The 25,253-nt window shown below is 65.8% G+C and carries 20 protein-coding genes; 18 read left to right on the top strand and 2 right to left on the bottom strand.

Annotation, left to right across the window (positions count from 1 at the left end; translation table 11 throughout):
* Positions 1-19 precede the first annotated feature (19 nt).
* The 4 genes from Q0S71_RS11945 (at position 20) to Q0S71_RS11960 (ending at position 9,382) form a co-directional block, all read left to right on the top strand.
* Positions 20-391, top strand: a complete 372-nt coding sequence (locus Q0S71_RS11945; RefSeq protein WP_295995492.1) for a response regulator — start codon at positions 20-22, stop codon at positions 389-391.
* Positions 388-993, top strand: coding sequence for a chemotaxis protein CheW (locus Q0S71_RS11950; RefSeq protein ID WP_295995495.1), 606 nt, complete (start codon positions 388-390; stop codon positions 991-993). Before Q0S71_RS11945 ends, Q0S71_RS11950 begins: the two co-directional genes overlap by 4 nt.
* A gap of 97 nt (positions 994-1,090) precedes the next feature.
* On the top strand, positions 1,091-3,430 hold the full coding sequence (locus Q0S71_RS11955) for a methyl-accepting chemotaxis protein (RefSeq protein WP_295995497.1): 2,340 nt from the start codon (positions 1,091-1,093) through the stop codon (positions 3,428-3,430).
* A gap of 69 nt (positions 3,431-3,499) precedes the next feature.
* Positions 3,500-9,382 carry an Hpt domain-containing protein gene (locus Q0S71_RS11960; RefSeq protein WP_295995501.1) on the top strand — a complete coding sequence of 1,961 codons (5,883 nt, stop codon included), beginning with the start codon at positions 3,500-3,502 and terminating at the stop codon, positions 9,380-9,382.
* 52 nt (positions 9,383-9,434) lie between these two features.
* Here the strand turns inward: Q0S71_RS11960 and Q0S71_RS11965 are convergent, their stop codons facing one another.
* Entirely contained in the window at positions 9,435-10,895 is a 1,461-nt protein-coding gene (locus Q0S71_RS11965) for a deoxyribodipyrimidine photo-lyase (RefSeq protein ID WP_295995504.1), read from the bottom strand.
* Between the two features lie 202 nt (positions 10,896-11,097).
* Between Q0S71_RS11965 and Q0S71_RS11970 the strand changes: the two genes are divergently transcribed.
* The 6 genes from Q0S71_RS11970 (at position 11,098) to Q0S71_RS11995 (ending at position 15,846) form a co-directional block, all read left to right on the top strand.
* Positions 11,098-11,760, top strand: a complete 663-nt coding sequence (locus Q0S71_RS11970; RefSeq protein ID WP_295995505.1) for a YqgE/AlgH family protein — start codon at positions 11,098-11,100, stop codon at positions 11,758-11,760.
* A 36-nt stretch (positions 11,761-11,796) separates the two neighbouring features.
* Positions 11,797-12,198, top strand: coding sequence for a Holliday junction resolvase RuvX (gene ruvX, locus Q0S71_RS11975; protein WP_295995509.1), 402 nt, complete (start codon positions 11,797-11,799; stop codon positions 12,196-12,198).
* Positions 12,185-12,715, top strand: a complete 531-nt coding sequence (pyrR, locus tag Q0S71_RS11980; RefSeq protein WP_295995512.1) for a bifunctional pyr operon transcriptional regulator/uracil phosphoribosyltransferase PyrR — start codon at positions 12,185-12,187, stop codon at positions 12,713-12,715. Before ruvX ends, pyrR begins: the two co-directional genes overlap by 14 nt.
* Positions 12,708-13,673 carry an aspartate carbamoyltransferase catalytic subunit gene (locus Q0S71_RS11985; RefSeq protein ID WP_295995514.1) on the top strand — a complete coding sequence of 322 codons (966 nt, stop codon included), beginning with the start codon at positions 12,708-12,710 and terminating at the stop codon, positions 13,671-13,673. Before pyrR ends, Q0S71_RS11985 begins: the two co-directional genes overlap by 8 nt.
* On the top strand, positions 13,670-15,007 hold the full coding sequence (locus Q0S71_RS11990; RefSeq protein ID WP_295995517.1) for a dihydroorotase: 1,338 nt from the start codon (positions 13,670-13,672) through the stop codon (positions 15,005-15,007). The genes Q0S71_RS11985 and Q0S71_RS11990 overlap by 4 nt, the downstream gene beginning before the upstream one ends.
* A gap of 92 nt (positions 15,008-15,099) precedes the next feature.
* A complete protein-coding gene (locus Q0S71_RS11995) occupies positions 15,100-15,846 on the top strand; it encodes a 1-acyl-sn-glycerol-3-phosphate acyltransferase (protein WP_295995520.1) in 747 nt (248 codons plus the stop codon).
* A gap of 20 nt (positions 15,847-15,866) precedes the next feature.
* Here the strand turns inward: Q0S71_RS11995 and Q0S71_RS12000 are convergent, their stop codons facing one another.
* Positions 15,867-16,718 carry a symmetrical bis(5'-nucleosyl)-tetraphosphatase gene (locus Q0S71_RS12000; RefSeq protein ID WP_295995523.1) on the bottom strand — a complete coding sequence of 284 codons (852 nt, stop codon included), beginning with the start codon at positions 16,716-16,718 and terminating at the stop codon, positions 15,867-15,869.
* 153 nt (positions 16,719-16,871) lie between these two features.
* Here Q0S71_RS12000 and rfbB point away from each other — a divergent pair, with 153 nt between their 5' ends.
* The 8 genes from rfbB to Q0S71_RS12040 all read left to right on the top strand — a co-directional run.
* On the top strand, positions 16,872-17,942 hold the full coding sequence (rfbB, locus tag Q0S71_RS12005) for a dTDP-glucose 4,6-dehydratase (protein WP_295995526.1): 1,071 nt from the start codon (positions 16,872-16,874) through the stop codon (positions 17,940-17,942).
* On the top strand, positions 17,942-18,844 hold the full coding sequence (rfbA, locus tag Q0S71_RS12010) for a glucose-1-phosphate thymidylyltransferase RfbA (protein WP_295995529.1): 903 nt from the start codon (positions 17,942-17,944) through the stop codon (positions 18,842-18,844). Before rfbB ends, rfbA begins: the two co-directional genes overlap by 1 nt.
* A complete protein-coding gene (rfbC, locus tag Q0S71_RS12015) occupies positions 18,841-19,386 on the top strand; it encodes a dTDP-4-dehydrorhamnose 3,5-epimerase (RefSeq protein ID WP_295995531.1) in 546 nt (181 codons plus the stop codon). The genes rfbA and rfbC overlap by 4 nt, the downstream gene beginning before the upstream one ends.
* Positions 19,383-20,255: a dTDP-4-dehydrorhamnose reductase gene (rfbD, locus tag Q0S71_RS12020; RefSeq protein WP_295995532.1), complete on the top strand. Its 873-nt coding sequence runs from the start codon at positions 19,383-19,385 to the stop codon at positions 20,253-20,255. The genes rfbC and rfbD overlap by 4 nt, the downstream gene beginning before the upstream one ends.
* Positions 20,256-20,614: 359 nt before the next feature.
* Complete coding sequence (locus Q0S71_RS12025) at positions 20,615-21,709, top strand: glycosyltransferase family 4 protein (RefSeq protein WP_295995533.1); 1,095 nt, start codon at positions 20,615-20,617, stop codon at positions 21,707-21,709.
* A 148-nt stretch (positions 21,710-21,857) separates the two neighbouring features.
* Positions 21,858-23,243, top strand: coding sequence for a phosphomannomutase/phosphoglucomutase (locus Q0S71_RS12030; protein ID WP_295995536.1), 1,386 nt, complete (start codon positions 21,858-21,860; stop codon positions 23,241-23,243).
* Between the two features lie 4 nt (positions 23,244-23,247).
* The gene (gene waaC, locus Q0S71_RS12035; RefSeq protein ID WP_295995538.1) at positions 23,248-24,255 is read left to right on the top strand and encodes a lipopolysaccharide heptosyltransferase I; all 1,008 of its coding nucleotides are present in this window, start codon (positions 23,248-23,250) and stop codon (positions 24,253-24,255) included.
* A gap of 2 nt (positions 24,256-24,257) precedes the next feature.
* On the top strand, positions 24,258-25,253 hold a 996-nt coding region (locus Q0S71_RS12040; protein WP_295995541.1), incomplete at its 3' end, for a 3-deoxy-D-manno-octulosonic acid transferase.

Below are 25,253 nucleotides of genomic sequence, written 5' to 3' on the forward strand. Positions count from 1 at the left end.
CGAGCAGCAGGAGGAAGCAATGGCCATACAAAAAATTCTGATCGTAGACGATTCGCCGACCGAGCGTTACTACCTGACCGATATCCTGGTCAAGAACGGCTTCTCCGTGACCACCGCCGAAACAGGCGAGGAGGCGCTGCTCAAGATTAAGATCGACAAGCCGCAGCTGATCCTGATGGACGTCGTCATGCCCGGCGCGAACGGCTTCCAGGTCACGCGCGCCATCGCCCGTGATCCCGATCTGCAGGACGTGCCGGTGATTATCTGCTCCAGCAAGAACCAGGAGACGGACCGCATCTGGGGCCTGCGCCAGGGCGCCAAGGACTACCTGGTGAAACCGGTCGACGCGGCCGAACTGCTGGCCAAGATCAAGGCGCTCGGCGAGCGATGAGCGGCGCCGGCGACCCCTCCCGCGCGCGCGGCGGCCAGCCGGTGCCCGACGGCGCCGAGCGGCGCAGCCGTTTGCGCCAGTATCAGGTGCAGCTGCTCGAACGCATGCAGGCCGCCAAAAGCGGGGCCGCCGTGGGCGGCCGCGAACTCGGTGTGCTGATCGGCGGCCAGCGCTTCCTGCTCGACCTGACCCAGATCAGCGAGATCGTGTCCTTGCAGGCGCTGACGGCGGTGCCGCTGGCGCAGCCCTGGTATCAGGGCCTGTCCAATATCCGCGGCAACCTGACCGGCATCGTCGACCTGGCGCTCTACCACACTCCCTACGGCCATGACGGCCAGGCCGCCGCGCCGGCCACCGCCGCCGACGGCCGCTACGTGACCTTCGCGCCGGCCCTGTCGTTCAACTGCGCGCTGCGCGTGGAGCGGGTGCTGGGGCTGCGCAACCTGGGCGACATGGAGCGCGTGGCGCCGGCCGGCGACGCGCTGGTCGAGACGCCGCCGTGGTGCCGCCAGCAGTTCAGCGACGCCGACGCGCGGCGCTGGACCCGCATCGACCTGTCGCTGCTGGTGCGCGAGGCGCGCTTCCTGCAAGTAGGCTTGTAACGGGTTTAGGCTTGTAATACGTTTCGTTGGTTCAGGGCGGCCGGCGCGGCGCCAGAGTAAATAGTTGGTCACACTTAGGCAATCGGGAGATGGTGTAATGGGATTCAAAACGGTTTTATTCTCGCGCGGGAACGCTGCGGCGGAAACGGCGGCCAATTCGGAATTCGTCGGCGGCGATTCGCAGTTCCTCGACACCAGCACGATGCCGATGGCGGGCGTGGCGGTCAACGCCGTGGCGGGGGGCGATGCTGGCGCCGCCGCCGATACCGCGAGCGACACGCCGCTGCGGCTGCGCGACGCCCTGCGCAGCGGCGGCGCCGTTGCATCGACCGAAGTCAATCCCGGTTTCAAGCTGCCGCTGATCGGCCACCTGGCCACGCAGCGCCAACTGAGTATTTTGTCGACGACGCTGGCCGTCAGCCTGGTCATCAGCGGCGGCTTCGTCGCGCTCAACTCGCACAACAACACCAGCACCTCGACCCAGACCCAGATCGCCAGCGATGCGCTGATGCACTCGCAGCGCATCGGCAAGGCCGCGCCGAACGCGGTGCAGGGCAATGCGGAAGCGTTCCGCGAACTGGAAAACAGCCGCAATGAATTGAACCACGACCTGCAGCTGATGCAAAACGGCGGCCGCTATCAGGGCCACTCCATCGGCACCCCGGGTTCGGCCATCGCGCCGGTGCTGGCGCAGACCAACAAGAAATGGGCCGCCACCTACCAGGCGGCGACCACCATCCTGTTCCTGCAAAACGATTTGAAGTGGGTCGATAAAACGCTGCTGTCGCTGAACGCGCTGTCGCCCGAGCTGCTGTCCGAGACCGAAGCCATTTCCGCCCACAAGGTGCAAAGCGGCGGCACCGCGCGCGAGCTGGCCGCCATCGGCAAGCTGACCATGCTGACCCAGCGCATGAGCCGCAGCGCCGGCCAGTTCGTCGCCGGCGGCGGCGGCAGCTCCGAGACCGCCTTCCTGCTGGGACGCGACACCACCGTGTTCCGCAACACCATCGACGCCTTTTTGAACGGCAGCGAGGCGCTCGGCGTGCCGGCCACGCGCGACCCGGACTTGCGCGCGCAGTTCGTGACGCTCAAGGCCCGCTTCGAGCAATACCAGAAGCAGGTCAGTTCGATACTCGACCGCCTCGACAAGTTCAGCTCCGCCAAAACCGCCGAGCAGCTGATCTTCAGCCAGAACGAAGACCTGCGCCAAAGCCTGGTCAATTTGCAGCAGGCCTACCGCGCCGACCAGGATTCGCTCAACGGCACCTTCTGGCTGATGGTGGCCGGCGGCATGCTGACGCTGTTGTCGGCGGCGGCCATCGGCCGGGTGCTGCTGCAAGACTCGTACAACCGTACCCGTGGCGCCGAGCGGCGCCGCCATGAGGCCGAAACCATGCGCCAGCAATCGCAGCGCCAGGAAGAAGACGCCAAGGCCATGAACGACCAGAATCAGGCCGCGATTCTGCGCCTGATGAACGAGTTGCAGGAAGTGGCGGACGGCGACTTGACGGTGCAGGCCACGGTGTCGGAAGACATCACCGGCGCCATCGCCGACTCGGTCAACTACACGGTCGAGGAATTGCGCGGCCTGGTGGGACGCGTCACCAACACCGCCGAGCAGGTCACGCGCGCGTCCAGCCACGCGCAGAGCATCGCCAGCGACCTGCTGCTGGCGTCGCAGCAGCAGTCGCGCGAAATCCAGGACGCCAGCGCCACCGTGGTCAAGATGGCCAACGAGATCACCGAAGTGTCGAAATCGGCCAGCGAATCGGCCGACGTGGCGCGCCAGTCGGTGGCGGCGGCCCGCCAGGGTTCGACGGCGGTGGAAAACTCGATCAAGGGCATGCACGAGATCCGCGAGCAGATCCAGGAAACCTCCAAGCGCATCAAGCGCCTGGGCGAATCGTCGCAGGAGATCGGCGAGATCACCGAACTGATTTCCGACATCACCGAACAGACCAACGTGCTGGCGCTGAACGCGGCGATCCAGGCCGCGTCGGCCGGCGAGGCGGGACGCGGCTTCTCGGTCGTGGCCGAGGAGGTGCAGCGCCTGGCCGAACGCTCGGCCGAAGCGGCCAAGCAGATCGGCGCGCTGGTGCGCACCATTCAGACCGACACCCACGACGCCGTGGCCGCGATGGAAAAATCGACCCAGGGCGTGGTCGAGGGGGCGCGCCTGTCCGACGCCGCCGGCGCCGCGCTGAACGACATTTCGCAGGTGTCGAACCGGCTGGCCGAACTGATTTCCGGGATCTCGTTCGCGACCGGCCTGCAGGCCACGTCGGCCAACGGCGTGGCGCAAAACATCCAGCACATTTTGCAGGTGACCGAACAGACCCAGGACGGCACCCAGCAAACCGCGCAATCGATTCACCAGCTGTCGATGCTGGCGCAGGAGCTGAAAAACTCGGTATCGCGGTTCCGCATCGCGCATTAAGGCGCGAGCAACAGCACCGACGAGCCGCATGTAAAGACTGCGCTCACCATTGAAAGGCCGAGGCAAGCAATGAGCAATATAGATCTTCCGTACACAGCGCCGCAATTCGACACCGGACCTTTGTCCTGGGTGATGGTGGAAATTCGCGAGGCGCTGGGCCGCTCCAAGACCGCGCTGTTCGAGGCGGGCGGACGCGAGCCGGAAGACCAGGCGACCCAGTTGCAGCACGCGAAATCGCATCTGCACCAGGCCCACGGCGCGCTGCTGATGGTCGATCTCGACGGCGTCGGCCTGCTGACCCAGGCGGCCGAGGAAGTGCTGGACCGCTTCAAGGCCGGCACGCTCAAATGCAGCACCGACCATGTGCAGGCGGTCACGCAGATGTACCAGGCGCTGGTCGAATATCTGGAAGCGCTGCTGGACGGCGCGCCGTCGCAGCCGGTGCGGCTGTTCCCCTACTACCGCGCGTTGCAGGAAATGCTGGGCGCGGAGCGCATCCATCCGGCCGACCTGTTTTATCCCGACCTGTCGCAGATACCGGGCCTGCCGCTGGCGGCCGACGCGGTGAACGCCGACTACGGCGCCTACCGGCAGCGCTTCGAGAAGGCGCTGCTGCCCTACCTGAAAAGCGCCGACGCCGCCGCCCGGCAAGCCAACGCCGGCGCGCTGCTGGCCGCGCTCACGCTGGTGGCCGACGCGCAGACCGACGCCAAGGCGCGCACCTTCTGGCTGGCGATGCAAAGCTTCGCCGAGCTGGTGGCCAGCGGCCATGTGGCCGGCGGCCTGTATGTGAAGCAGCTGTTCGGCTTGATCAATTTGCAGATCCGCCGTTTGAGCCAGGGCACGGCCGCGCAGCCGGAGGCCGTGCTGCGCGACGCGCTGTTCTTCATCGCCGGCGCCCATGCCGACGCCAACCTGGCCATGCCGGACAGCGCGCTGCAACTGCGCCGCGTGTTCGCGCTCGACGGCCTGGTGCCGTCCGATTACGAAGCGCGCCGCTACGGCCAGATCGACCTCGAAGCGCTGGCGCTGGCCAAGGACGGCATGGCGCAGGCGAAGGCCGCGTGGGACCGTTTGGCCAACGCCGAAATCGATCCGGCGCTCGACGCCACCTTCGGCCGCGCGCTGGCGCAAGCGGCCGTCGCCTGCGACAAACTGGGCATGCCCGCACTGGGCACGCTGCTGCGCCAGTTGGCCGACGTCGCCAACACCGCCATCAGCGCCGGCCGCAGCGAAGAGCTGGCGCTGGAAATGGCGTCGGCGCTGCTGTTCGCCGAACACGGACTGGAACAGATCCGCCACCTGCCCGACGATTTCGCCGCCCACGCCGACACCATAGGCGCGCGCCTGCTGGCGCTGGTGGCCGGCCACACGCCGCCGGAAGCGGCCCGCTGGCAGGGCGCGCTGGCCCAGCAGATGCAGCAGGACGACACCGTCGTCGCGCTGGCCATCGAGATGAAGACCGGCTTGCGCCAGGTCGAAAAAGTCCTCGACGAATACTATGCCGATCCATCGAAGCGACCGTCGCTCAAGGAGCTGGACCCGGTGCTGCACCAGTTGCAGGGCGCGCTGGCGATGCTCGACCAGGACGACGCGATGCACGCGGCGACGCAGGTCCGCACGGCGGTGCAGCAGCTGGCCGGCGGCGTCAATGACGCGGCCCACGAGCCGCGCGCGCTCGACGACATCGCGCAGAACGTCGGCGCGCTCGGCTTCTTCGTCGACATGCTGGCGCAGAATCCGGCCGGCGCCAGGGAGCGCTTCGCCTTCGACGCGGAACACGGCACGTTCCGCGCCGTCCCGTTCCGCAAAATGCCGGCGGCCGAATTGATCCCGGTGCTGGAAGAGCAGGTCGCACCAGCGCCCGCGCCCGTGCCGGCGTCGGCGGCGCCGCCGCAGCGCATTCCGGCCAGCGACGCCGGCGTCGAAGCCGAGCTGCTCGAGATCTTCATCAGCGAAGCGCAGGAAGTGCTGGCCTTTGTCGGCGCCACGCTGGCCAGGCCGCGCGCCGAGGCGGGCAGCGAAGAATATCTGACGATGTTGCGCCGCTCCTTCCACACCCTCAAGGGCAGTGGACGCATGGTCGGCCTGAACCAGTTTGCCGAAGCCGCCGCCAGCATCGAACGCGTGATGAATGTGTGGCTGTCCGAAGCCCGCCCCGCCAGCGACGACCTGTTCGCGCTGCTCGAACGCGCCGCGCACGATCTCGATCTGTGGGTGGCCGAGCTGGTGGCGACCGGTGTTTCGGCGCGCAACGCCGACGCCTTGTCCGCCGCCGCGGCCAGGGTGCAGCAAGGCGCGGCCTTCGACATGGCGCCGGCGCCGGCCGACGCCATCGACGCGCAGCCGCCGGTGCTGGAGCTGTCCGATGCGCCGGAAGCATCGCACGAAGTGGCAGCACCGGATGAAGTGGAAGCGCTGGATGCATCCGACGATGGCGCCGCGAAGCGCGAGGACAGCGGCGTCGAAGCGCCAGCGCCCGAGGAGGAAGCCACCGCCGTCGCCGCGCCGGCCGGCGGCAATATCATCGACTTCCCGTCGGTGACGATGCCGCCGCCGCGCGACGACAACTTCCGTCATATCGGCGCGCTCGAAATCCCTCTGCCGCTGTACAACATCTATCTGGCTGAAACGGACGAACTGGTACGGCTGCTGACGCGCGACTTCGGCGAATGGCGCCATGAGCCGCGCCGTCCCGTCACCGGCGAAGCGCTACAGGCGGCGCATACGCTGAGCGGCACCTCGGGCACCGTCGGCTTCACGCTGCTGCGCGAGGTGGCGCACGCGCTGGAGCTGACGCTCGAAGCGCTGCTGCCGCCGGCGCCGCATCTCGATCCGGCCCAGCACGACCTGCTGGACTTCACGATTGAACGCATACGCCAGATGCTGCAAAGCTTCGCGGCCGGCGCGATGCCGGCGCCGCAGCCGGAGCTGATGGCCGCGTTGCTGGACCTGCGCACGCAGCTGGCCACCACGCCGCCCGCCGCCAGCGACGATATCGAAGCGCGCCTCGACGCCCTGTTCGTCGAGACGCTCGACAGCATCACCAGTACCGCGGCCATGGAGCAAGCGCCGCAAGTTCCGGTCGCCGAATCGCTGTCGCCGATAGAAGACGAGAAGCTCGATGCCGTGCCGGCCGAATCGCAGCTGGAAGGCGTTGCGGCGCTGGCCGACGGCGAGGAGTCCGCGCTCGATCAGCTGTTCCGCGCCGCTTACGACAGCATCAGCGGCAGCATGGCCGCTGTGGCGCCGGCGGCGTCGGCGAACAAGCCGGCCAACGCCGGAGCGGCGGTCGATGATGGCATCGACGACCTGTTCGATTCCGCTTTCGATGACGCCTTCGCCGACCCCGCGCTGACGCAGATCGCAATGCCTGAGGCGCACGAGCCGCAGCGGGAGCCGGCGACGGTACCGGAAATCGTGTCGCAGTTTGAGGACGAGGAAGCCGGGCAAGTCGAGGAAGCCGAGGCGCTGGGGTTCGAGCCCGTGTCCGAAGCGCAGCCCGTGGCCGAACCGGAATTGGAGTTGGAATCCGAATTGGAGCCCGTCCCGGCGCCCGAATCCGAACCGGAACCAGAGTTCGAACCGCTGACGGAACTGGACATCGAAATCATTCCGCTGGCACCAGCCGAAGCGGAAATCCTGACCGCCGCGCCGGCGCTCTTCCACGACGAAATCGATATCGATTTGCTGCCGGTGTTCCTGGAGGAGGGCGCCGATTTGCTGCCGCAGGTGGGCGAAGCGCTGCGCGCATGGCAGCACAATCCGGCCGACACCGCGCCGGCGCAGGCGCTGTTGCGTACTCTGCACACGGTCAAGGGCAGCGCGCGCATGGCCGGCGCGATGCGCCTGGGCCAGCACGCCCATGAAATCGAAACGCACATCGAAAACATGGTCCATGCCGGCACGGCGACGCCGCAGGCCTTCGACGAACTGCTGGCGCATTACGACCACGCGCTGCTGCTGTTCGAACAATTGCAGCAGCCGGCCGCGCTGGAGCAGGCCGCCGCCGATGCAAGCGACGCCGCAGCGCCGGCAGTTGGCGCGGCATCGCTCGACAGCGCGCCTGTCTTCGTCGATTTCGACAACGCCGACAGCGCCGACAGCGACCTGCCGGCCGCCGTCAAGTCGCCGCTGGTGCGGGTGCGTGCCGATATTCTGGACCGCCTGGTCAACCAGGCCGGCGAGGTGTCGATTTCGCGTTCCAAGCTGGAAAACGAAGTGGACTCGCTGCGCTCCTCGCTGTCCGACTTCTCGGAAAACCTCACGCGCCTGCGCCGCCAGCTGCGCGAAGTGGAAATGCAGGCCGAATCGCAAATCGCTTCGCGCATGTCGATTTCCAGCGAGCGCGAATTCGATCCGCTGGAATTCGACCGATTCACGCGCCTGCAGGAGCTGACGCGGATGATGGCCGAAAGCGTCAACGACGTCGCCTCCTTCCACGAAAGCCTGGGCCGCAGCATCGACAGCGCCAGCGAAGACCTGGTGCTGCAGGCGCGCCTGACGCGCGACCTTCAGCGCGATCTGATGCGGGTGCGGATGGTGCCCTTCGCCAGTATTTCCGAGCGCCTGTTCCGGGTCGCGCGCCAGAGCGCCAAGGAGGTCGACAAGCGCGTCAACCTCGATATCCGCGGCAGCTCGGTCGAAATCGACCGCAGCGTGTTGGAGCGCATGGCCGCGCCGTTCGAGCACTTGCTGCGCAACGCCATCGCCCACGGCATCGAAACGCGCGAGCAGCGCGGCGGCGCCGGCAAGAACGAGACCGGCGAGCTGCTGGTGCAGGTCAGCCAGCAGGGCAACGAGGTCGTGATCGAATTCAGCGACGATGGCGGCGGACTCGATCTCGATCGCATCCGCGCCAAGGCGCGCAGCGTCGGCCTGCTCGAAGCGGGCGAGGAAGTCAGCGACGCCGAAGCGGCCGAACTGATTTTCGAGCCGGGCTTCACCACCGCCGAGGCGCTGACCGAATTGTCGGGACGCGGCGTCGGCATGGACATCGTCCGTTCCGAGGCGCAGGCGCTGGGCGGCCGGGTCGACACCGCCACCGCCAGCGGCAAGGGCGCGCGCTTCACCATCCGTCTGCCACTGACGCTGGCGGTGACGCAGGTGGTGCTGCTGTCGGCCGGCGGCAAGACCTATGCGATGCCGTCGATACTGGTCGAGCAGGTGCTGCAAATGAAGCAGGCCGCGCTGGTGGAAGCGCACACGCACGGCTACGTGCCGATCCAGGGCCAGCACGCCACGCTGCATTATTTGCCGGCGCTGCTGGGCGACGACGCGCCGCGCGCCACCCTGCACCGCTCCAGTCCCGTGATGATGCTCAAGAACGGCAACGAGCGGCTGGCGGTGCAGGTCGACGAGGTGCTGGGCAACCGCGAGGTGGTCATCAAGAATATCGGGCCGCAGCTGGCGCGCATGGTGGGGATCGCCGGCGCGACGGTGCTCGGTTCGGGCGAGATCGTGCTGATTTTGAATCCGGTGGCGCTGGCGCAGCACCTGGCCCACCATCCGGTGCTGCGGCCGGTGCATGCGGCCGACGCGTCGGGGACGACGGCGGCCAGCGAGACGGCGCCGGCGCGGTCGCAGCAAAAGAGCATCATGGTGGTCGATGATTCGCTGACGGTGCGGCGCGTGTCCCAGCGCCTGCTCGAACGCGAAGGCTATCTGGTGACGCTGGCCAAGGACGGCGTCGACGCGCTGGAGCAGTTGCAGGGCTTGACGCCGGATTTGATGCTGGTCGATATCGAGATGCCGCGCATGGACGGTTTCGACCTGACCCGCAACGTGCGCGGCGACGAGCGCACGCGCGCGATCCCGATCATCATGATTACCTCGCGCAGCGCCGACAAGCACCGCAACTACGCGCTGCAACTGGGCGTGAACGCCTACTTCGGCAAGCCGTTCCAGGAGCCGGTGCTGCTCGACGCCATCAAGGGGCTGCTGGCGTCGTGAGGCCGTAGCTAAATCGGGGTCCGACCCCGACGTCGCCGCGGCGTAATCACTTCTATAAAACCGGCGCCGGCAGCTTCACCACCGCGTAGCGCTCCAGCGTGCGTTTGCGCGCCTCGTCGTGCATCACGAGCGGTTCGGGATAGTCGCGTCCGAGCCGCAAACCTTTTTGCTCCAGCAGCATGCGCGGCACCAGCCATGGCGCGTGAATCTCTTTGTCGTCCAGTGCCTTCAGCTGCGGCAGATAGCGCCGTATGAACTTGCCCGCCGCATCGAACTTCTCGGACTGCGTGACCGGATTGAAGATGCGGAAGTAGGGCTGCGCATCGCAGCCCGACGACGATGCCCACTGCCAGCCGCCGTTGTTCGACGCCAGGTCGAAGTCGTTCAAATGCAGCGCGAAATACGCCTCGCCACGGCGCCAGTCTATGCCCAGATCCTTGATTAAAAAGCAGGCCGTGACCATGCGCAGGCGGTTGTGCATATAGCCGGTCTGGTTCAGCTGCGCCATCGCGGCGTCGACCAGCGGATAGCCGGTGCGGCCTTGGCACCAGGCCTCGAACGCCGCATCGGCATCGGCCCCGGTTTCCCACTCGATGGCGTCGTAGGCCGGCTTGAAGGACGCCGTCGCCACGCGCGGATGATGGAATAAAATCATCGCATAGAACTCGCGCCAGATCAGTTCCTGCAACCACACCAGCGCCCCTTCGCCGCCGCCGCCGCGCGCCATCAGATCGGTCACGGTGCGCACCAGGTGGCGCACCGACAGCGTGCCGAAACGCAGATGCATCGACAGGTAGGACGGTCCCTTGATGGCAGGGAAGTCGCGCGCGACATGGTAGTTGGCCATGCGCGGCAAAAAATCCTCGAACAGCCGGGCCGCGCCGGACATCCCGGTCGGTATCGCCATCTGCGTCAGATTGGTCGGCTCGAAGCCCAGTTGCGCCAGCGTCGGCAAGTCGCTGGCGCCGGGCGCCAGCCGCGCCGCAAAAGGTTCGATATCGAACGATGCCAGCACCGAGGGATCGGCTTCGAGCCGCTTGCGCCAGGCGTTTTTATACGGCGTGTAGACCGAGAACACGCCGCCGGTCTGCGACAGCACTTCGCTTTTTTCAAAGATCACCTGGTCCTTGTAGCTGTGCCACTGGCGGCCGGCGGCGCGCAGCTGCCCGGCCACGGCGGCATCGCGCGCGATGGCTGGCGGCTCGTAATCGTCGTTGGCGTAAACGGCGTCGGCCCCCAGTTCGGCCGCCAGTTGCGGGATGGCGCGGGCGGCGTCGGCGTGGCGCACGATCAGGTGGCCGCCCAGTTGTTGCAGTTCGGCCGCCAGTTCGGCGATGCAGGCGTGGATGAATTCAAGCCGGCGGTCGGCGCGCGGCAAGCCGGCAAGAATGGCGCTGTCGTAGATAAAAACGCAATAAACGGTGGCGCTGTGGCGCAAGGCATGGTGCAGGGCGGCATGGTCGAAGGCGCGCAGGTCGCGCCGGAACCAGACCAGGGTGGTGTTGAGTGCCATTGTTGTGCTTGCGGTCAAGGTTGAGGGGGATTTTTGGCCCCAAGGGCCAGCGTGGCCGCGCGCGCCATGGTGTTCGGTGTGGCCGCGGCGGGTTTTCAGTGTAAACTATCGGTATGGTCGCCGTAGCGAATCGTGCGATCCGTGCGAATATTACAAGAGCAATACAGCCGAATAGAGCAGTCCAGCAGAGAGAGTAACGAGTATGAAGAAAAGCAAAGTCGATAAATCTCTACCTGTGCCGGGTCTGATCCAGGATCCTTCCGACCGCCTGCCGTCGTCCGCCGAGACGGCCGCCGCCTCCGGCCTGAACCTGGCGAACCACTTTTTGATCGCCATGCCGTCGATGGAAGATCCGGTCTTCAGCGGTACCGTGGTCTACGTCTGCGAGCACAACGAGAACGGCGTGCTCGGCGTGGTTATCAACAAGCCCACTGACATGACGATGCAGGTGCTGTTCGAGCGCATCGACCTGAAACTCCAGGCCGGCCTGGACATGCCGATCAGCGACGCCCCCATCATGTTCGGAGGCCCGGTGCAGGACGACCGCGGCTTCGTGCTGCACACGCCGGGCACGCGCTATTCGTCGTCGCTGACGGTGACCGACGAGGTGGCGTTCACGACGTCGATCGACGTGCTCGAAGCGGTGGCCGCCGGCACCGGCCCGTCGCGCATGCTGGTGTCGATCGGTTACTCGGGCTGGAGCCCGGGCCAGCTGGAAGATGAAATCGGCCGCAACGGCTGGCTCACCGTCGGCGCCGACGCCCGCATCCTGTTCGAGATGCCGGTCGAGGAACGCTACGTGGCGGCCATGAGGCTGCTCGGCATCGACCCGCTGATGCTGACCTCCGAGGCCGGCCATGCGTGATGCCGCTGTCCTGGGCGTATCGGGGCGGGGCTGAGCATGGAAACGATATTCGGTTTTGACTTCGGCATCAAGCGCATCGGCCTGGCGATGGGGAACACCCTGATCCGCCAGGCGCAACCCCTGAAGGTGGTCAGCGCCATCGACAACGCGGCCCGTTTCGACGCCATCGGCGCGCTGATCGCCGAGTGGACGCCGGCGCGCCTGATCGTCGGCCTGCCCTCGCATCCCGATGGCGTCGAACACGAGATGAGCGCGCGCTGCCGCCGTTTCGCCAACCAGCTGCACGGCCGCTACAATTTACCGGTGGTGCTGGTCGACGAGCGCTACTCGTCGGCCGTCATCTCGGCCAAACGCGGCGAGGTGATCGACGACCGCGCCGCCGCCATCATCCTGCAACAATACTTTGACGCGCTTTCCAACGACAATGAATCCAACTGATCCCTCCCGGCTCGACGCCGAAGCGCTGTACGCGACCCTGCTGGCGCAAGTGCGCACCGGCCTGGCCGGCGCCGCCGATGTCGCCATCGTCGGCATCCATTCCGGCGGCGCGTGGCTGGCCGAACGCCTGGCCGCCGACCTGTCGCTGACGGCGCGCCTCGGCTTCATCGACGTCTCGTTCTACCGCGACGACTACGCGCAAAAAGGGCTGCACGCCGACGTCAAGCCGACCCAGATCGGCTTCGACGTCAACGGCGCCACGCTGCTGCTGGTCGACGATGTGCTCTACACCGGCCGCACCACGCGCGCCGCGATCAACGAGTTGTTCGACTACGGCCGCCCGGCGCGCATCATGCTGGCCGCCCTGGTCGACCGCGGCGGGCGCCAGTTGCCGATCGCCGCCGATTTCGTCGCCGCCACCGTGACGCTGCCGCCGGAACAGGCGCTGGTGCTGCGGCGCGCCGACGCCGGACTGCCGGGACAATTCACGCTTACCATAGATGACCACCATGCTTAATCCGCAACTGAATAAACACGGCGAACTCCAGCACCTGCTGACGATAGAGGGCCTGCCCAAGTCCATCGTCAACCACATCCTGGACACCGCCTCGTCCTTCGTCGGCATCTCCGACCGCGACGTCAAGAAGGTGCCGCTGATGCGCGGCAAATCGGTTTTCAACCTGTTCTTCGAAAACTCCACCCGCACCCGCACCACGTTCGAGATCGCGTCCAAGCGGTTGTCGGCCGACGTCATCAACCTGAATATCCAGGCCTCCTCGGCCAGCAAGGGCGAGTCGCTGCTCGACACCATCGACAACCTGTCGGCCATGCACGCCGATATGTTCGTCGTGCGCCACGCGCAATCGGGCGCGCCCTACCTGATCGCCAAGCACCTGATCGACACCAAGCAGCCGCACGTCCACGTCGTCAACGCCGGCGACGGCCGCCACGCGCATCCGACGCAAGGCCTGCTCGACATGTACACCATCCGCCACTACAAGAAGGACTTCACCAACCTGACGGTGGCCATCGTCGGCGACATTCTGCACAGCCGCGTGGCCCGTTCCGACATCCACGCCCTGACCACGCTGGGCGTGCCGGAAGTGCGCGCCATCGGCCCGCACACGCTGCTGCCGGGCGGCCTTGAGCAGATGGGCGTGCGCACCTTCACCAATATGGATGAAGGCTTGAAGGGCGTCGACGTCATCATCATGCTGCGTTTGCAGAACGAGCGCATGAGCGGCGCGCTGCTGCCGTCGGCCCAGGAATACTTCAAGAGCTACGGCCTGACGCCGGAGCGCCTGGCGCTGGCCAAGCCGGACGCCATCGTGATGCACCCCGGTCCCATGAACCGTGGCGTGGAAATCGATTCGGCGGTGGCCGACGGTCCGCAGGCGGTGATTTTGCCGCAGGTGACGTTCGGGATCGCGGTCCGCATGGCGGTGATGAGCATTTTGGCAGGGACGCAGGGATGAAACTACATATTAAAAATGGCCGCGTGATCGACCCGGCCAACGGCATCGACGGCGTGAACGACCTCTTTATCGCCGACGGCAAGGTGCTGGCGGTGGGCGCGGTATCGGCCGAATTCGCCGCCGGCTTCGCGGCCGGCCAGACCATCGACGCCACCGGCCTGATCGTGGCGCCGGGCTTCGTCGACCTGTCGGCGCGCCTGCGCGAACCGGGCTACGAATACAAGGCCACGCTGGAATCGGAAATGCAGGCCGCGATGCAGGGCGGCGTCACCAGCCTGGTTTGCCCGCCGGACACCGATCCGGTGCTGGACGAGCCGGGCCTGGTCGAGATGCTCAAGCACCGCGCCAAGACGCTCAACCAGGCGCATGTACACCCATTGGGCGCGCTCACCGTCGGCCTGAAAGGCAAGGCGCTGACCGAGATGGCCGAGCTGACCGAAGCCGGTTGCATCGGCTTCTCGCACGCCGAAGAACCGATCGAAGACACCACCGTGCTGCTGCGCGCCATGCAGTACGCGAAGACCTTCGAGTACACCGTCTGGCTGCGGCCGCAGGACGCCCACATCGGCCGCGGCGGCATCGCCCACGCCGGCCCGCTGGCGTCGCGCCTCGGCCTGTCCGGCGTGCCGGTGATGTCCGAGACCATCGCGCTGCACACCATCTTTGAACTGATGCGCGCCACCGGCGCCCGCGTCCACCTGTGCCGCATGTCGTCGGCGGCCGGCCTGGAGCTGGTGCGCAGCGCCAAGAAGGAAGGCTTGCCGGTCACCTGCGACGTCGGCGCCCACCACATCCACATGACCGACGCCGACATCGGCTTCTTCGATTCCAACGCCCGCGTCACGCCGCCGTTCCGCAGCCAGCGCGACCGCGACGCCATCCGCGCCGGCCTGCTGGACGGCACCATCGACGCCGTCTGCTCCGACCACACGCCGGTCGACGACGATGAAAAACTGCTGCCCTTCGGCGAAGCGTCGCCCGGCGCCACCGGCCTGGAACTGCTGCTGTCGCTGGCGCTGAAGTGGGCCGACGATTATGCCGAAGGTCAGCCGGCGCCCGACGCCGGCGTTGGCCGCAGCGCGCTGGCGCGGGCCGTCGCCAAGATCACGTCCGACCCGGCGCGCGTGGCCAAGCTGGCCAGCGGCACGCTGTCGGTCGGCAGCGTGGCCGACGTCTGCCTGTTCGATCCGGCCGCGCGCTGGACGGTGCAGGCCTCGGCGCTGGCCAGCCAGGGCAAGCACACGCCCTTCATCGGCTACGAATTGAGCGGACAAGTGCGGGCCACCATCGTCGCCGGCCATGTCGCTTACCAGCGCGCGCCGGCATCGCTCTAATTCAGGCGGGCCAGTGCCGACAAGGCGCGCTTGCGGGCGCGCCGGACCGGCGCCGGCCTCTCTTTTCGTCCCGTCCCCGTCCCGGATCTGATTTGAAACCTCTGCTGATACTCCGCCTGGTGCGGATCTTCTTTCACATCGCGGCCGGCATGGCGACCTGCGGCCTGGTGTTCCCCTGGATTGGCCATCAGCGGCGCAACGCGCATATCCGGCGCTGGTCGCGCCGCCTGCTCGCCATCTGCAACGTGACGGTCGAGCATAGCGCCGGCGCCAGCGAGGCGCTGGAGCACGCGATGATCGTGTCGAATCACGTGTCGTGGCTGGACATCTTCGTCATCGACGCGCTCCATCCCTGCCACTTCGTCGCCAAGGCCGAGATCCGCGCCTGGCCGATGCTGGGATGGTTGGCGCAGCAGGCGGGCACCGTGTTCATTTCGCGCGGCAGCAAGCGCGATCTGCGCCATATTTTCAAAGGGCTGGTGCAGCGTTTGCAGAGCGGCCAGCGGGTGGGGGTGTTCCCGGAAGGGACCACCTCGGCGCAGGGCGGGCTGCTGGCGTTTCACGCCAATCTGTTCGAGGCGGCGATCGACGCGAAGGTGCCGGTGCAGCCGTTCGCGCTGTCGTATGTCGACGCGGCGGGACGGCTGCATCCGTCGGTCGACTTCATCGGCGACATGACGTTCGCGGCCAGCCTGATGGCGATACTGGGCGGGCCGCCGGTGCGCGCGCGGCTGGTGTGCCTGCCGGCGATATCGACCATGGGCGCGCACCGGCGCGAAGTGGCGCAGGCCGCGCAGGCGTCGGTGGCCGGCGCGCTCGGCGTGTCGCTGGGCGGATAAGCGCCCGCTGCCTGGCGGCGCTACTTCTTCCCTGAGTGCTCGCGGTAGGCCGGACATGCCACCTGCAACAGCATCCTGTCCTGCAAGCGCACGGCCGTCAGCTGTCCGCCCCACACGCAGCCGCTATCGAGTCCGATCAAATTGGGCCGCATCTGCAAGCCCAGCGCCGACCAGTGCCCGAACACCACCGTCGTTTCCGCGCTCTTGCGGCCCGGGACGTCAAACCACGGCATCAGCCCCGAGCCTTTGTCGGCCGTGCCGCTTTCCTTCATCTTAAAATCCATCACCCCGTCCGGGGTGCAAAAGCGCAGCCGCGTCATCGCGTTGATGATGCAGCGCAGCCGGTCCGCGCCGCGCAATGTATCGTCCCACTGGTCGGGCTGATTGCCATACATCTGCTGCAAAAATCCCGCCGCGTCGGGCCCGCGCAGCATGGCTTCGACTTCGCCCGCCAGCGCCAGGGCCTGCGCCGGCGTCCACTGTGGCAGCACGCCGGCATGGACCAGCAAGTGGCCGTCGGTGTCTATCATCAGCGGCCGGCGCCGCAGCCAGGCGATCAGCTCATCCCGGTCGGGCGCCTCCAGAATCCCGGCCAGCGTGTCGGACTTGTGCTCGGGGCGGATGCCGTAGGCGACGGCCAGCAAATGCAGGTCATGGTTGCCGAGCACGCTGTCGATGCGGCCGCCGCTGGCCTCGTTCAGCGCGCGCACATGGCGCAGCGTGGCCAGCGACTCGGGGCCCCGGTTAATCAGGTCGCCGGCGAATAAAATGGCCGGCGCGGCGGCGCCCGCCTCGGCCTGTTCTATGCGTTCCAGCAAGGCCAGCGTTTGCTGATGGCAGCCCTGTAAATCGCCAATGATATAAGTTTTCATATGCCTGTCGTCGTCGCCGTCGTGGCCGTCGTTGTAGTGATAAATGATATATGCTTTAAAAGCGCCGCCCTACGGTGATTTTTCCCCGTGCGGTCAGGAGTTTCACATAAAATCATGGTCATGACTAATTCGACGCACTGTGCGGGAGACTAAATGATTTTTGTGACAGGTGGTGCCGGTTTCATCGGATCCAATTTCGTGCTGGATTGGTTGGCGCAAGCCGACGAGCCTGTTTTGAATTTCGACAAGCTGACCTACGCCGGCAATCTCAACAACCTGGCCACGCTGAAACAGGACGTGCGCCACCGCTTCGTGCGTGGCGACATCTGCGACGGCGAACAGGTGCTGGCTTTGCTGCTGGAACACCGGCCGCGCGCCATCGTCCATTTCGCGGCGGAAAGCCACGTCGACCGTTCCATCCACGGTCCCGGCGAATTCATCAACACCAACATCAACGGCACCTTCAGCCTGCTGGAAGCGACCCGTGCTTACTGGAGCGCATTACCGGACTCCGAAAAGAGCGCCTTCCGCTTCCTGCACGTGTCGACCGATGAAGTCTATGGCACGCTGGGTCCGGACGACGCGCCGTTCAGCGAAACGACGGCGTATGCGCCGAACAGCCCGTATTCGGCCTCGAAAGCGGCCTCCGACCACCTGGTGCGCTCGTATCACCACACCTACGGCCTGCCGACGCTGACCACCAATTGTTCCAATAATTACGGCCCCTTCCACTTCCCTGAAAAACTGATACCGCTGATGATCGTCAACGCCCAGGCCGGCAAACCGCTGCCGGTCTACGGCGACGGCCAGCAGGTGCGTGACTGGCTGTATGTGAGCGACCACTGCGCGGCCATACGCCGGGTGCTGGAAGCGGGCCGTGTCGGCGAGGTCTACAACGTCGGCGGCTGGAACGAGATGGCCAACCTGGACGTGGTCCACACACTGTGCGACATGCTCGACCGCATGCGGCCCAAGGCCGACGGTGGCAGCTACCGCGCGCAGATCAGCTACGTCAAGGATAGGCCCGGCCACGACCGCCGCTACGCCATCGACGCCCGCAAGCTGGAGAGCGAACTGGGCTGGAAGCCGGCCGAGACCTTCGAGAGCGGCATCGCCAAGACCGTGCAGTGGTATCTGGACCATCCGGCCTGGCTGGCCGACGTGCAGTCTGGCGATTACGCCAACTGGGTGGCAAGCAATTATTTCAACCGCGAAGGTGCGTAATGACGAATCCTGTGCAATCCCGCAAGGGCATCATCCTGGCCGGCGGCTCCGGCACGCGGCTGTATCCGGTGACCATGAGCGTTTCCAAGCAATTGCTGCCCATCTACGACAAGCCCATGATTTATCATCCGCTGACGACGTTGATGCTGGCCGGCATGCGCGACATCCTGATTATCTCGACGCCGCAAGATACGCCCCGTTTCCGGGATTTGCTGGGCGATGGCACGCAATGGGGGATTAATCTCAGCTATGCGGTGCAGCCGTCGCCGGACGGTCTGGCGCAGGCCTTTATCATCGGCAAGGAATTCGTCGGCGACTCGCCGTCCGCGCTCATCCTCGGCGACAATATTTATTACGGCAACGACCTCGACGCCTTGCTGCGTCACGCGGCCGAGCGCGGCGACGGCGCCACCGTGTTCGCCTACCACGTGCAAGACCCGGAGCGTTATGGCGTGGTCGAATTCGATGACGAACGCCAGGCCGTCAGCATCGAAGAAAAACCCTTGCGGCCGAAATCGAATTACGCCGTCACCGGCCTGTATTTTTACGACAATCAAGTGTGCGACATCGCCGCCGGCATCAAGCCGTCCGCCCGTGGCGAACTGGAAATAACCGACGTCAATCGCGTTTATCTCGAAGCAAAACAGCTGAACGTCGAGCTGATGGGCCGTGGCATGGCCTGGCTGGACACCGGCACCCATGAATCGCTGCTCGAAGCGTCGCAATTCATCGCCACGATAGAAAAGCGCCAGGGCCTGAAAGTGGCGTGCCCGGAAGAAATTGCCTACCGCAAGGGCTATATCGATGCGGCCCAGCTGCGCAAGCTGGCCGAGCCGCTGAAGAAAAACAATTACGGCCAATATTTGCTGCAAATTCTCGAAGACAAGGTGATTGCGCGATGAATGTCATACCGACTCCCCTGGAAGGTTTGTTGATGCTGGAACCGCGCGTGTTCGGCGACGATCGCGGCTTTTTCTTCGAGAGTTACAACGCGCGCCGGTTCAGCGAGCTGACCGGCGTGACGCTGCCCTTCGTGCAGGACAACCATTCGCGCTCGGCCCGCAACGTGCTGCGCGGCCTGCATTATCAAATCCAGCAGGCGCAGGGCAAGCTGGTGCGGGTGACCGAGGGCGCCGTCTACGACGTCGCCGTCGACCTGCGCAAAAGTTCGCCGACCTTCGGCCAGTCGTTCGGCATCGAATTGTCGGCCGCCAACAAACGTCAAATGTGGATACCGCCCGGTTTCGCGCACGGCTTCATGGTCACCAGCGAACACGCCGAATTCCTGTATAAAACCACCGATTACTGGGCGCCGGAATTCGAACGCTCGCTGTTGTGGAACGATGCGGCGCTGAACATCGCCTGGCCGCTGGACGGCGCGCCGCTGCTGTCGGTCAAGGATCAGCAGGGCAGCCCGCTGGCGGACGCGGACGTGTTCGCATGAAAATCTTACTGACCGGCAGCACCGGCCAGGTGGGCTACGAGCTCGAGCGCAGCCTGCAAGGCCTGGGCGAGGTGATCGCGGTCGACCGCGACCGCATGGACTTGGCCGACCTCGACCAGGTGCGCGACGTGATCCGCAGCGTGCGGCCCGGCCTGATCGTCAATCCGGCCGCCTACACGGCCGTCGACAAGGCGCAGAGCGAGCCCGAGCTGGCGCACCGCGTCAACGCCGAGGCGCCGGGCGTGATGGCGCAGGAGGCGGCGCGGCTGGGCGCGGCCATGGTCCACTATTCGACCGACTATGTGTTCGACGGCACGGCGCCGCAGCCGCGCGTGGAGGGCGACGCCACCGGACCGGTCAGCGTCTACGGCCACAGCAAGCTGGCCGGCGAGCAAGCCATCGCCGCCGCCGGCATACCGCACCTGATCTTGCGCACCAGCTGGGTCTACGGCATGCGCGGCAAGAATTTCCTGCTCACCATGATGCGCCTGGCCAGGGAGCGCGACGAGCTGCGCATCGTCAACGACCAGCACGGCGCGCCGACCTGGAGCCGCACCATCGCCGACACCACGGCGCTGATGCTGGCCCAGGCCCGGCCCGGCGACCCGGCGGCGTGGCAGCAATGGTGGCGCCAGCACGGCGGCACCTACCATCTGAGCAGCCAGGGCCAGACCACCTGGTTCGAATTCACCGCGGCCATCCTGGCGGAGACCGGCATCGATTGCCGTTTGACGCCGATCACGACGGCCGAATATCCGCTGCCGGCGCAACGCCCGCAGTATTCGGTGCTGTCGTCGGCCAAGCTGATGGCCGCCGCCGATGTCCATTTGCCGCATTGGAAAGAGGCGCTGCGCCTGTGCCTTAAATAAGCGCGGCCAGTGCGATAATCGCGACCGGCCCGCCTACTTCATTTGTATCGTTTGGTAAGCATGGACCGCGCGGCCAGCGGCGTTTGCTAGAATCGCCGCGCGCCGGTTCTGTTCGCTGCCGCTCGGCTGTCCATATCGCTGTTGCTAATCAGCTATTGCCGTTGAATGGCGGCGGGTTTGTCCGATTTTTATCCCCCGGCGGCCCGGGAGCTCAGCGGTAATCCGGTACAATCATCTATTGGCGTGCTGATAATAATCATGTTGCAGTGCGGGGTCGCTGGGTGTCGGTATTGCCGACGGTATATGCCGAAAACCAGCGCCATCAATAGCGCGCCCGATATTTTTGTATTGATAAAATAATGTTCTCTTTTTTACTGAGCTTTGTCGCTTCTGCGCTCTTGACGCTGTTGGTCATTAAAGAAGCGCGACTGCACGGCCCAGCGCTAGACGCCGATTTTCAAGGCGTGCAAAAAGTGCATGCGCATTCCGTGGCGCGGATAGGCGGCTTGTCGATTTTCCTGGCCGTCCTGCTCAGTTCCTGTATTTCGATTTGGCGCGTGCCGGCCATGAGCGGCTGGCTGCTGTCGCTATTGGGCTGTTCCTCGGTGGCGTTTATCGGCGGCATCGTCGAAGATTATACGGGCCGCGTCAGCGCCACCCGCCGGCTGTTATTGACGATGGCCGCCGCCACGCTCGGTTATTTCCTGCTCGACGCCCGCATCGATCGCATCGACTGGGCCTTCTCGGCGTGGCCGCTGCAATATATGTGGCTGACGTTGCCGCTGACGGTGCTGGCCGTGGCCGGCATCGCCAACGCCGTCAATATCGTCGATGGCTTCAACGGCCTGGCCAGCGTGGTCACCATTTGCATGCTGTTGTCGCTCGGCTATGTCGCCTTGCAAGTGAACGATATGTTCGTGCTGGTGGCCGCGTTGATGGTGGCCGGCGCCACCGCCGGTTTCCTGGTCTGGAATTATCCGGTCGGCCTGATATTCCTCGGCGACGGCGGCGCCTATTTTATCGGCTTCATGCTCGGCGAACTGGCCTTGTTATTAGTGATGCGCAATCCCCAGGTGTCGACCTGGTATGCGGCGCTGTTATTAATCTATCCGACGTTTGAAACGCTGTTCTCGGTCTATCGCCGCATGTTTATACGCGGTAAATCGCCGGCCATGCCCGATGGCATACATTTACACAGCCTGATTTTCCGCCGCATCGTGCAATGGGCGGTGGGGCGCAAGGATGCGCGCGCACTGATCCGCCGCAATTCGCTGACGTCGCCGTATCTGTGGATGTTTTCCCTGATGGCCGTGATTCCGGCGACGATATTATGGCGTTATACCTGGGCGCTGATGTGTTGCTGTTTATTGTTCATAGTTTGTTACATCTGGTTATACGTGCGCATCGTCCGCTTTAAAGCGCCGCGCTGGATGATACGGCATAAGAAGAATTAGTATTGCCTGGCGCAGGCATCGCACTTACTATGTCGTTGTTATGTCCGCGCGTAGGCGCGGGCGGCCTTAACCACCCCCTGTTTGCGCCCGGACCGTGCCCGCGACGGCGCGACCGGCCCGACTTCACGAACCCTCGACTTCTATACTTATGGTCTCCCTGTCAAAAACTATCTTCAAAGCCTACGATATCCGCGGCATCATCGATAAAACCCTGGACGCGGGCGTCGCCAGGCAGATCGGACTGGCGTTCGGCCAGGCCGCGCTGGCCAAGGGCGAGCGGCGCGTGGTCATCGGCCGCGACGGCCGTCTGTCCGGCCCCGAGCTGACGGCGGCGCTGGCGCAGGGCTTGCAGGCGGCCGGCGTCGACGTCATCGACCTCGGCGTCGTCGCCACGCCGATGGTCTACTTCGGCACCCACGTGCTCGACGCCACGTCCGGCATCATGGTCACCGGCAGCCACAATCCACCCGACTACAACGGCTTTAAAATGGTGCTGGCCGGCGAAGCGATCCACGGCGACGCCATCACCTCGCTGTACCAGCGCATCGTCGACCACGACGCCGGCGCCGCCCAGCCCGCGCCGGGCAGCTACTCGACCCACGACATCCGCGCCGCCTATCTGCAACGCATCATCGGCGACGTCAAGCTGGCGCGGCCGATCAAGATCGCCGTCGACTGCGGCAACGGCGTGGCCGGCGCCTTCGCCGGCGACCTGTTCCGCGGCATGGGTTGCGACGTGGTCGAATTGTTCTGCGAAGTCGATGGCAATTTCCCCAATCACCATCCCGATCCGGCCCATCCGGAAAACCTGCAAGACCTGATCCGCTGCCTGCAAGAGACCGACGCCGAAATCGGCATCGCCTTCGACGGCGACGGCGACCGCCTCGGCGTCGTCACCAAGGATGGCCAGATCATTTATCCGGACCGCCAGATGATGTTGTTCGCGGCCGATGTCCTGAGCCGCAATCCGGGCCAGCAGATTTTGTACGACGTCAAATGCACGCGCCACCTGGCGCCGTGGATCGCCAAGCACGGCGGCCAGCCGCTGATGTACAAGACCGGCCACTCGCTGGTCAAGGCCAAGCTGCGCGAAACGGGCGCCCCGCTGGGCGGCGAAATGAGCGGCCATATCTTCTTCAAGGACCGCTGGTACGGCTTCGACGACGGCATGTACGCCGGCGCGCGCCTGCTCGAAATCTTGACGAAGGAAGCCGATCCATCGAAGCTGCTGAACTCCCTGCCGCAATCGGACAGTACGCCGGAACTGCATCTGGAACTGAAGGAGGGCGAGAACGTCGCGCTGATGGACAAGCTGCGCAGCGACGCCGAATTCCCCGGCCATGAGCGGATCATCACCATCGACGGCCTGCGCGTCGAATACGCCGACGGCTTCGGCCTGGCGCGCTCGTCCAACACCACGCCGGTGATCGTGATGCGCTTCGAAGCGGAAACGCCGGCCGCGCTGGCGCGCATCCAGGGCCAGTTCAAGAACGTGATCCTGGCCGCCAAGCCGGACGCGGTCCTGCCGTTCTGATTTGATGGACGCGCAAGCCGGCGGCAAGCGGCCGCTGAACATTTTGCTGGTGCGCGTGTCCTCGCTGGGCGACGTGCTGCACAACCTGCCGATGGTGGCCGACATCGTGCGCCATTATCCGGACGCGAACATCGACTGGGTGGTCGAGGAGGGCTATGTCAGCCTGGTGCGCCTCAATCCGCGCGTGCGCACCATCATCCCGTTCGCGCTGCGGCGCTGGCGCAAAAGCCTTTGGCAGGCGCGCACGCGGGCTGAAATCGCGGCCTTCTTCCGCACCCTGCGCGCGCAGCGCTACGACTACGTGTTCGACACCCAGGGCCTGCTCAAGACCGGCATCATCATGGGCGCCGCGCACGTGGTCAGGGGCGGGCGCAAGGTGGGCCTGGCCAACGGCAGCGAAGGTTCCGGCTACGAAGCGGCCTCGCGCTTCTTCCACACCGACAGCATCGCGCTGGCGCCGCGCACCCACGCGGTGGCGCGCGGGCGCATGGTGGCCGCCGCGGCGCTCGGCTATGCGGTCGACACGCCGGCCGATTTCGGCCTGCCGACCGTCGCGCACGACGCCGCGCGGCCGCACTGGATGCCGGCCGAACCCTACGCCGTCTACTTCCACGGCACCGCGCGCGACGCCAAGAAATGGTCGCCGCAAAACTGGATCGCGCTCGGCGCGCGACTGGCGCCGATGACGATCTTGCTGCCGTGGGGATCGGACCAGGAAAAGGCTGAAGCCGAACATTTGGCCGCCAGCCTGCCGAACGCGCGCGTGCTGCCGAAACTGACTATGGCCGACGCCGTGCTGCTGGCCCGCCACGCCGCGCTGGCCGTCGGCGTCGACACGGGCCTGACCCATATCGCCGCCGCCTTCACCAGTCCCACCGTCGAAATCTACGCCGACTCGCCGCGCTGGAAAACCGAAGGCAACTGGTCGTCCAGGATCATCAACCTGGGCGACCTTGGCGCGCCGCCGTCGGTCGCGGAAGTGTACAGCGCGGCCCAAAGGCTGCTGGCCTGAGCATGCGTATTTTTTATTCCGCGATGTGGTGGCTGGCGATGCCGCTGGTGCTGGCGCGCCTGTGGCTGCGCGGCCGCAAGGAGCCCGGCTATCGCCAGCATTGGAGCGAGCGCCTCGGCCTGTATGGCGGCCGGCCCGCCGATGCTGGCTCGCCGGCGATCTGGGTGCATGCCGTCTCGGTCGGCGAAACGCGCGCCGCCGAGCCGCTGATCGACGCGCTGCTGCTGGCCTATCCGGACAGCCGCATCATCCTCACCCACATGACGCCGACCGGCCGCGCCACCGGCAGGCAGCTGTTCGCCAAACATGGCGCGCGGCTGGCGCAGTCTTATCTGCCCTACGACACCGCGACCATGGTGCGCCGTTTCATCCGGCACTACGCGCCGCGCATCTGCATCCTGATGGAGACGGAAGTGTGGCCCAACCTGATCGCCGAATGCGTGAGCCATCAGGTGCCGGTGGTGCTGGCCAATGCGCGGCTGTCGGAGCGTTCGCTGCGCCGCGCCTACCGCATCGGCAAATTGATGTTGTACGCGGCGCGCGGCATCTCGCTGGTCGCCGCGCAGACCGAGGCCGATGCGGCGCGCGTGCGTACGCTCGGCGTGGCGAAAGTCGCAGTCACCGGCAGCATCAAGTTCGACGTCGTCGTGCCCGATGCGGCGCTCAAGACCGGCGCCGCGCTGCGCGCGCAGATCGGCGCGCGTCCCGTGCTGCTGTGCGCCAGCACCCGCGAAGGCGAGGAAGAATTGATACTCGACGCCTTCGCGCGCGCGCGGGCCGCGCTGCCGGCGGACGTGCTGCTGCTGATCGTGCCGCGCCACCCGCAGCGCTTCGACGAAGTGGAAAAGATGGTCGCCGCGCGCGGCCTGGCGCTGCAACGGCGCAGCAGGCTGGCGCTGGACGACGGCGCGGCGCAGGGCGAGGCGCCGTCGCTGCCGGCCGAAGTCACGGTGCTGCTGGGCGATTCGATGGGCGAGATGTTCGCCTACTACGCCGCC

It is taken from the genome of Rugamonas sp. (genome assembly GCF_025354735.1).
GTDB lineage: Bacteria > Pseudomonadota > Gammaproteobacteria > Burkholderiales > Burkholderiaceae_D > Rugamonas.

Excerpts from the sequence above, each read along its gene's own strand:
- Q0S71_RS11945 (WP_295995492.1), top strand. The coding sequence starts at position 20 with ATGGCCATACAAAAAATTCTGATCGTAGACGATTCGCCGACCGAGCGT.
- Q0S71_RS11950 (WP_295995495.1), top strand. The coding sequence starts at position 388 with ATGAGCGGCGCCGGCGACCCCTCCCGCGCGCGCGGCGGCCAGCCGGTG.
- Q0S71_RS11955 (WP_295995497.1), top strand. The coding sequence starts at position 1,091 with ATGGGATTCAAAACGGTTTTATTCTCGCGCGGGAACGCTGCGGCGGAA.
- Q0S71_RS11960 (WP_295995501.1), top strand. The coding sequence starts at position 3,500 with ATGAGCAATATAGATCTTCCGTACACAGCGCCGCAATTCGACACCGGA.
- Q0S71_RS11965 (WP_295995504.1), bottom strand. The coding sequence starts at position 10,895 with ATGGCACTCAACACCACCCTGGTCTGGTTCCGGCGCGACCTGCGCGCC.
- Q0S71_RS11970 (WP_295995505.1), top strand. The coding sequence starts at position 11,098 with ATGAAGAAAAGCAAAGTCGATAAATCTCTACCTGTGCCGGGTCTGATC.
- ruvX (WP_295995509.1), top strand. The coding sequence starts at position 11,797 with ATGGAAACGATATTCGGTTTTGACTTCGGCATCAAGCGCATCGGCCTG.
- pyrR (WP_295995512.1), top strand. The coding sequence starts at position 12,185 with ATGAATCCAACTGATCCCTCCCGGCTCGACGCCGAAGCGCTGTACGCG.
- Q0S71_RS11985 (WP_295995514.1), top strand. The coding sequence starts at position 12,708 with ATGCTTAATCCGCAACTGAATAAACACGGCGAACTCCAGCACCTGCTG.
- Q0S71_RS11990 (WP_295995517.1), top strand. The coding sequence starts at position 13,670 with ATGAAACTACATATTAAAAATGGCCGCGTGATCGACCCGGCCAACGGC.
- Q0S71_RS12000 (WP_295995523.1), bottom strand. The coding sequence starts at position 16,718 with ATGAAAACTTATATCATTGGCGATTTACAGGGCTGCCATCAGCAAACG.
- rfbB (WP_295995526.1), top strand. The coding sequence starts at position 16,872 with ATGATTTTTGTGACAGGTGGTGCCGGTTTCATCGGATCCAATTTCGTG.
- rfbA (WP_295995529.1), top strand. The coding sequence starts at position 17,942 with ATGACGAATCCTGTGCAATCCCGCAAGGGCATCATCCTGGCCGGCGGC.
- rfbC (WP_295995531.1), top strand. The coding sequence starts at position 18,841 with ATGAATGTCATACCGACTCCCCTGGAAGGTTTGTTGATGCTGGAACCG.
- rfbD (WP_295995532.1), top strand. The coding sequence starts at position 19,383 with ATGAAAATCTTACTGACCGGCAGCACCGGCCAGGTGGGCTACGAGCTC.
- Q0S71_RS12025 (WP_295995533.1), top strand. The coding sequence starts at position 20,615 with ATGTTCTCTTTTTTACTGAGCTTTGTCGCTTCTGCGCTCTTGACGCTG.
- Q0S71_RS12030 (WP_295995536.1), top strand. The coding sequence starts at position 21,858 with ATGGTCTCCCTGTCAAAAACTATCTTCAAAGCCTACGATATCCGCGGC.
- waaC (WP_295995538.1), top strand. The coding sequence starts at position 23,248 with ATGGACGCGCAAGCCGGCGGCAAGCGGCCGCTGAACATTTTGCTGGTG.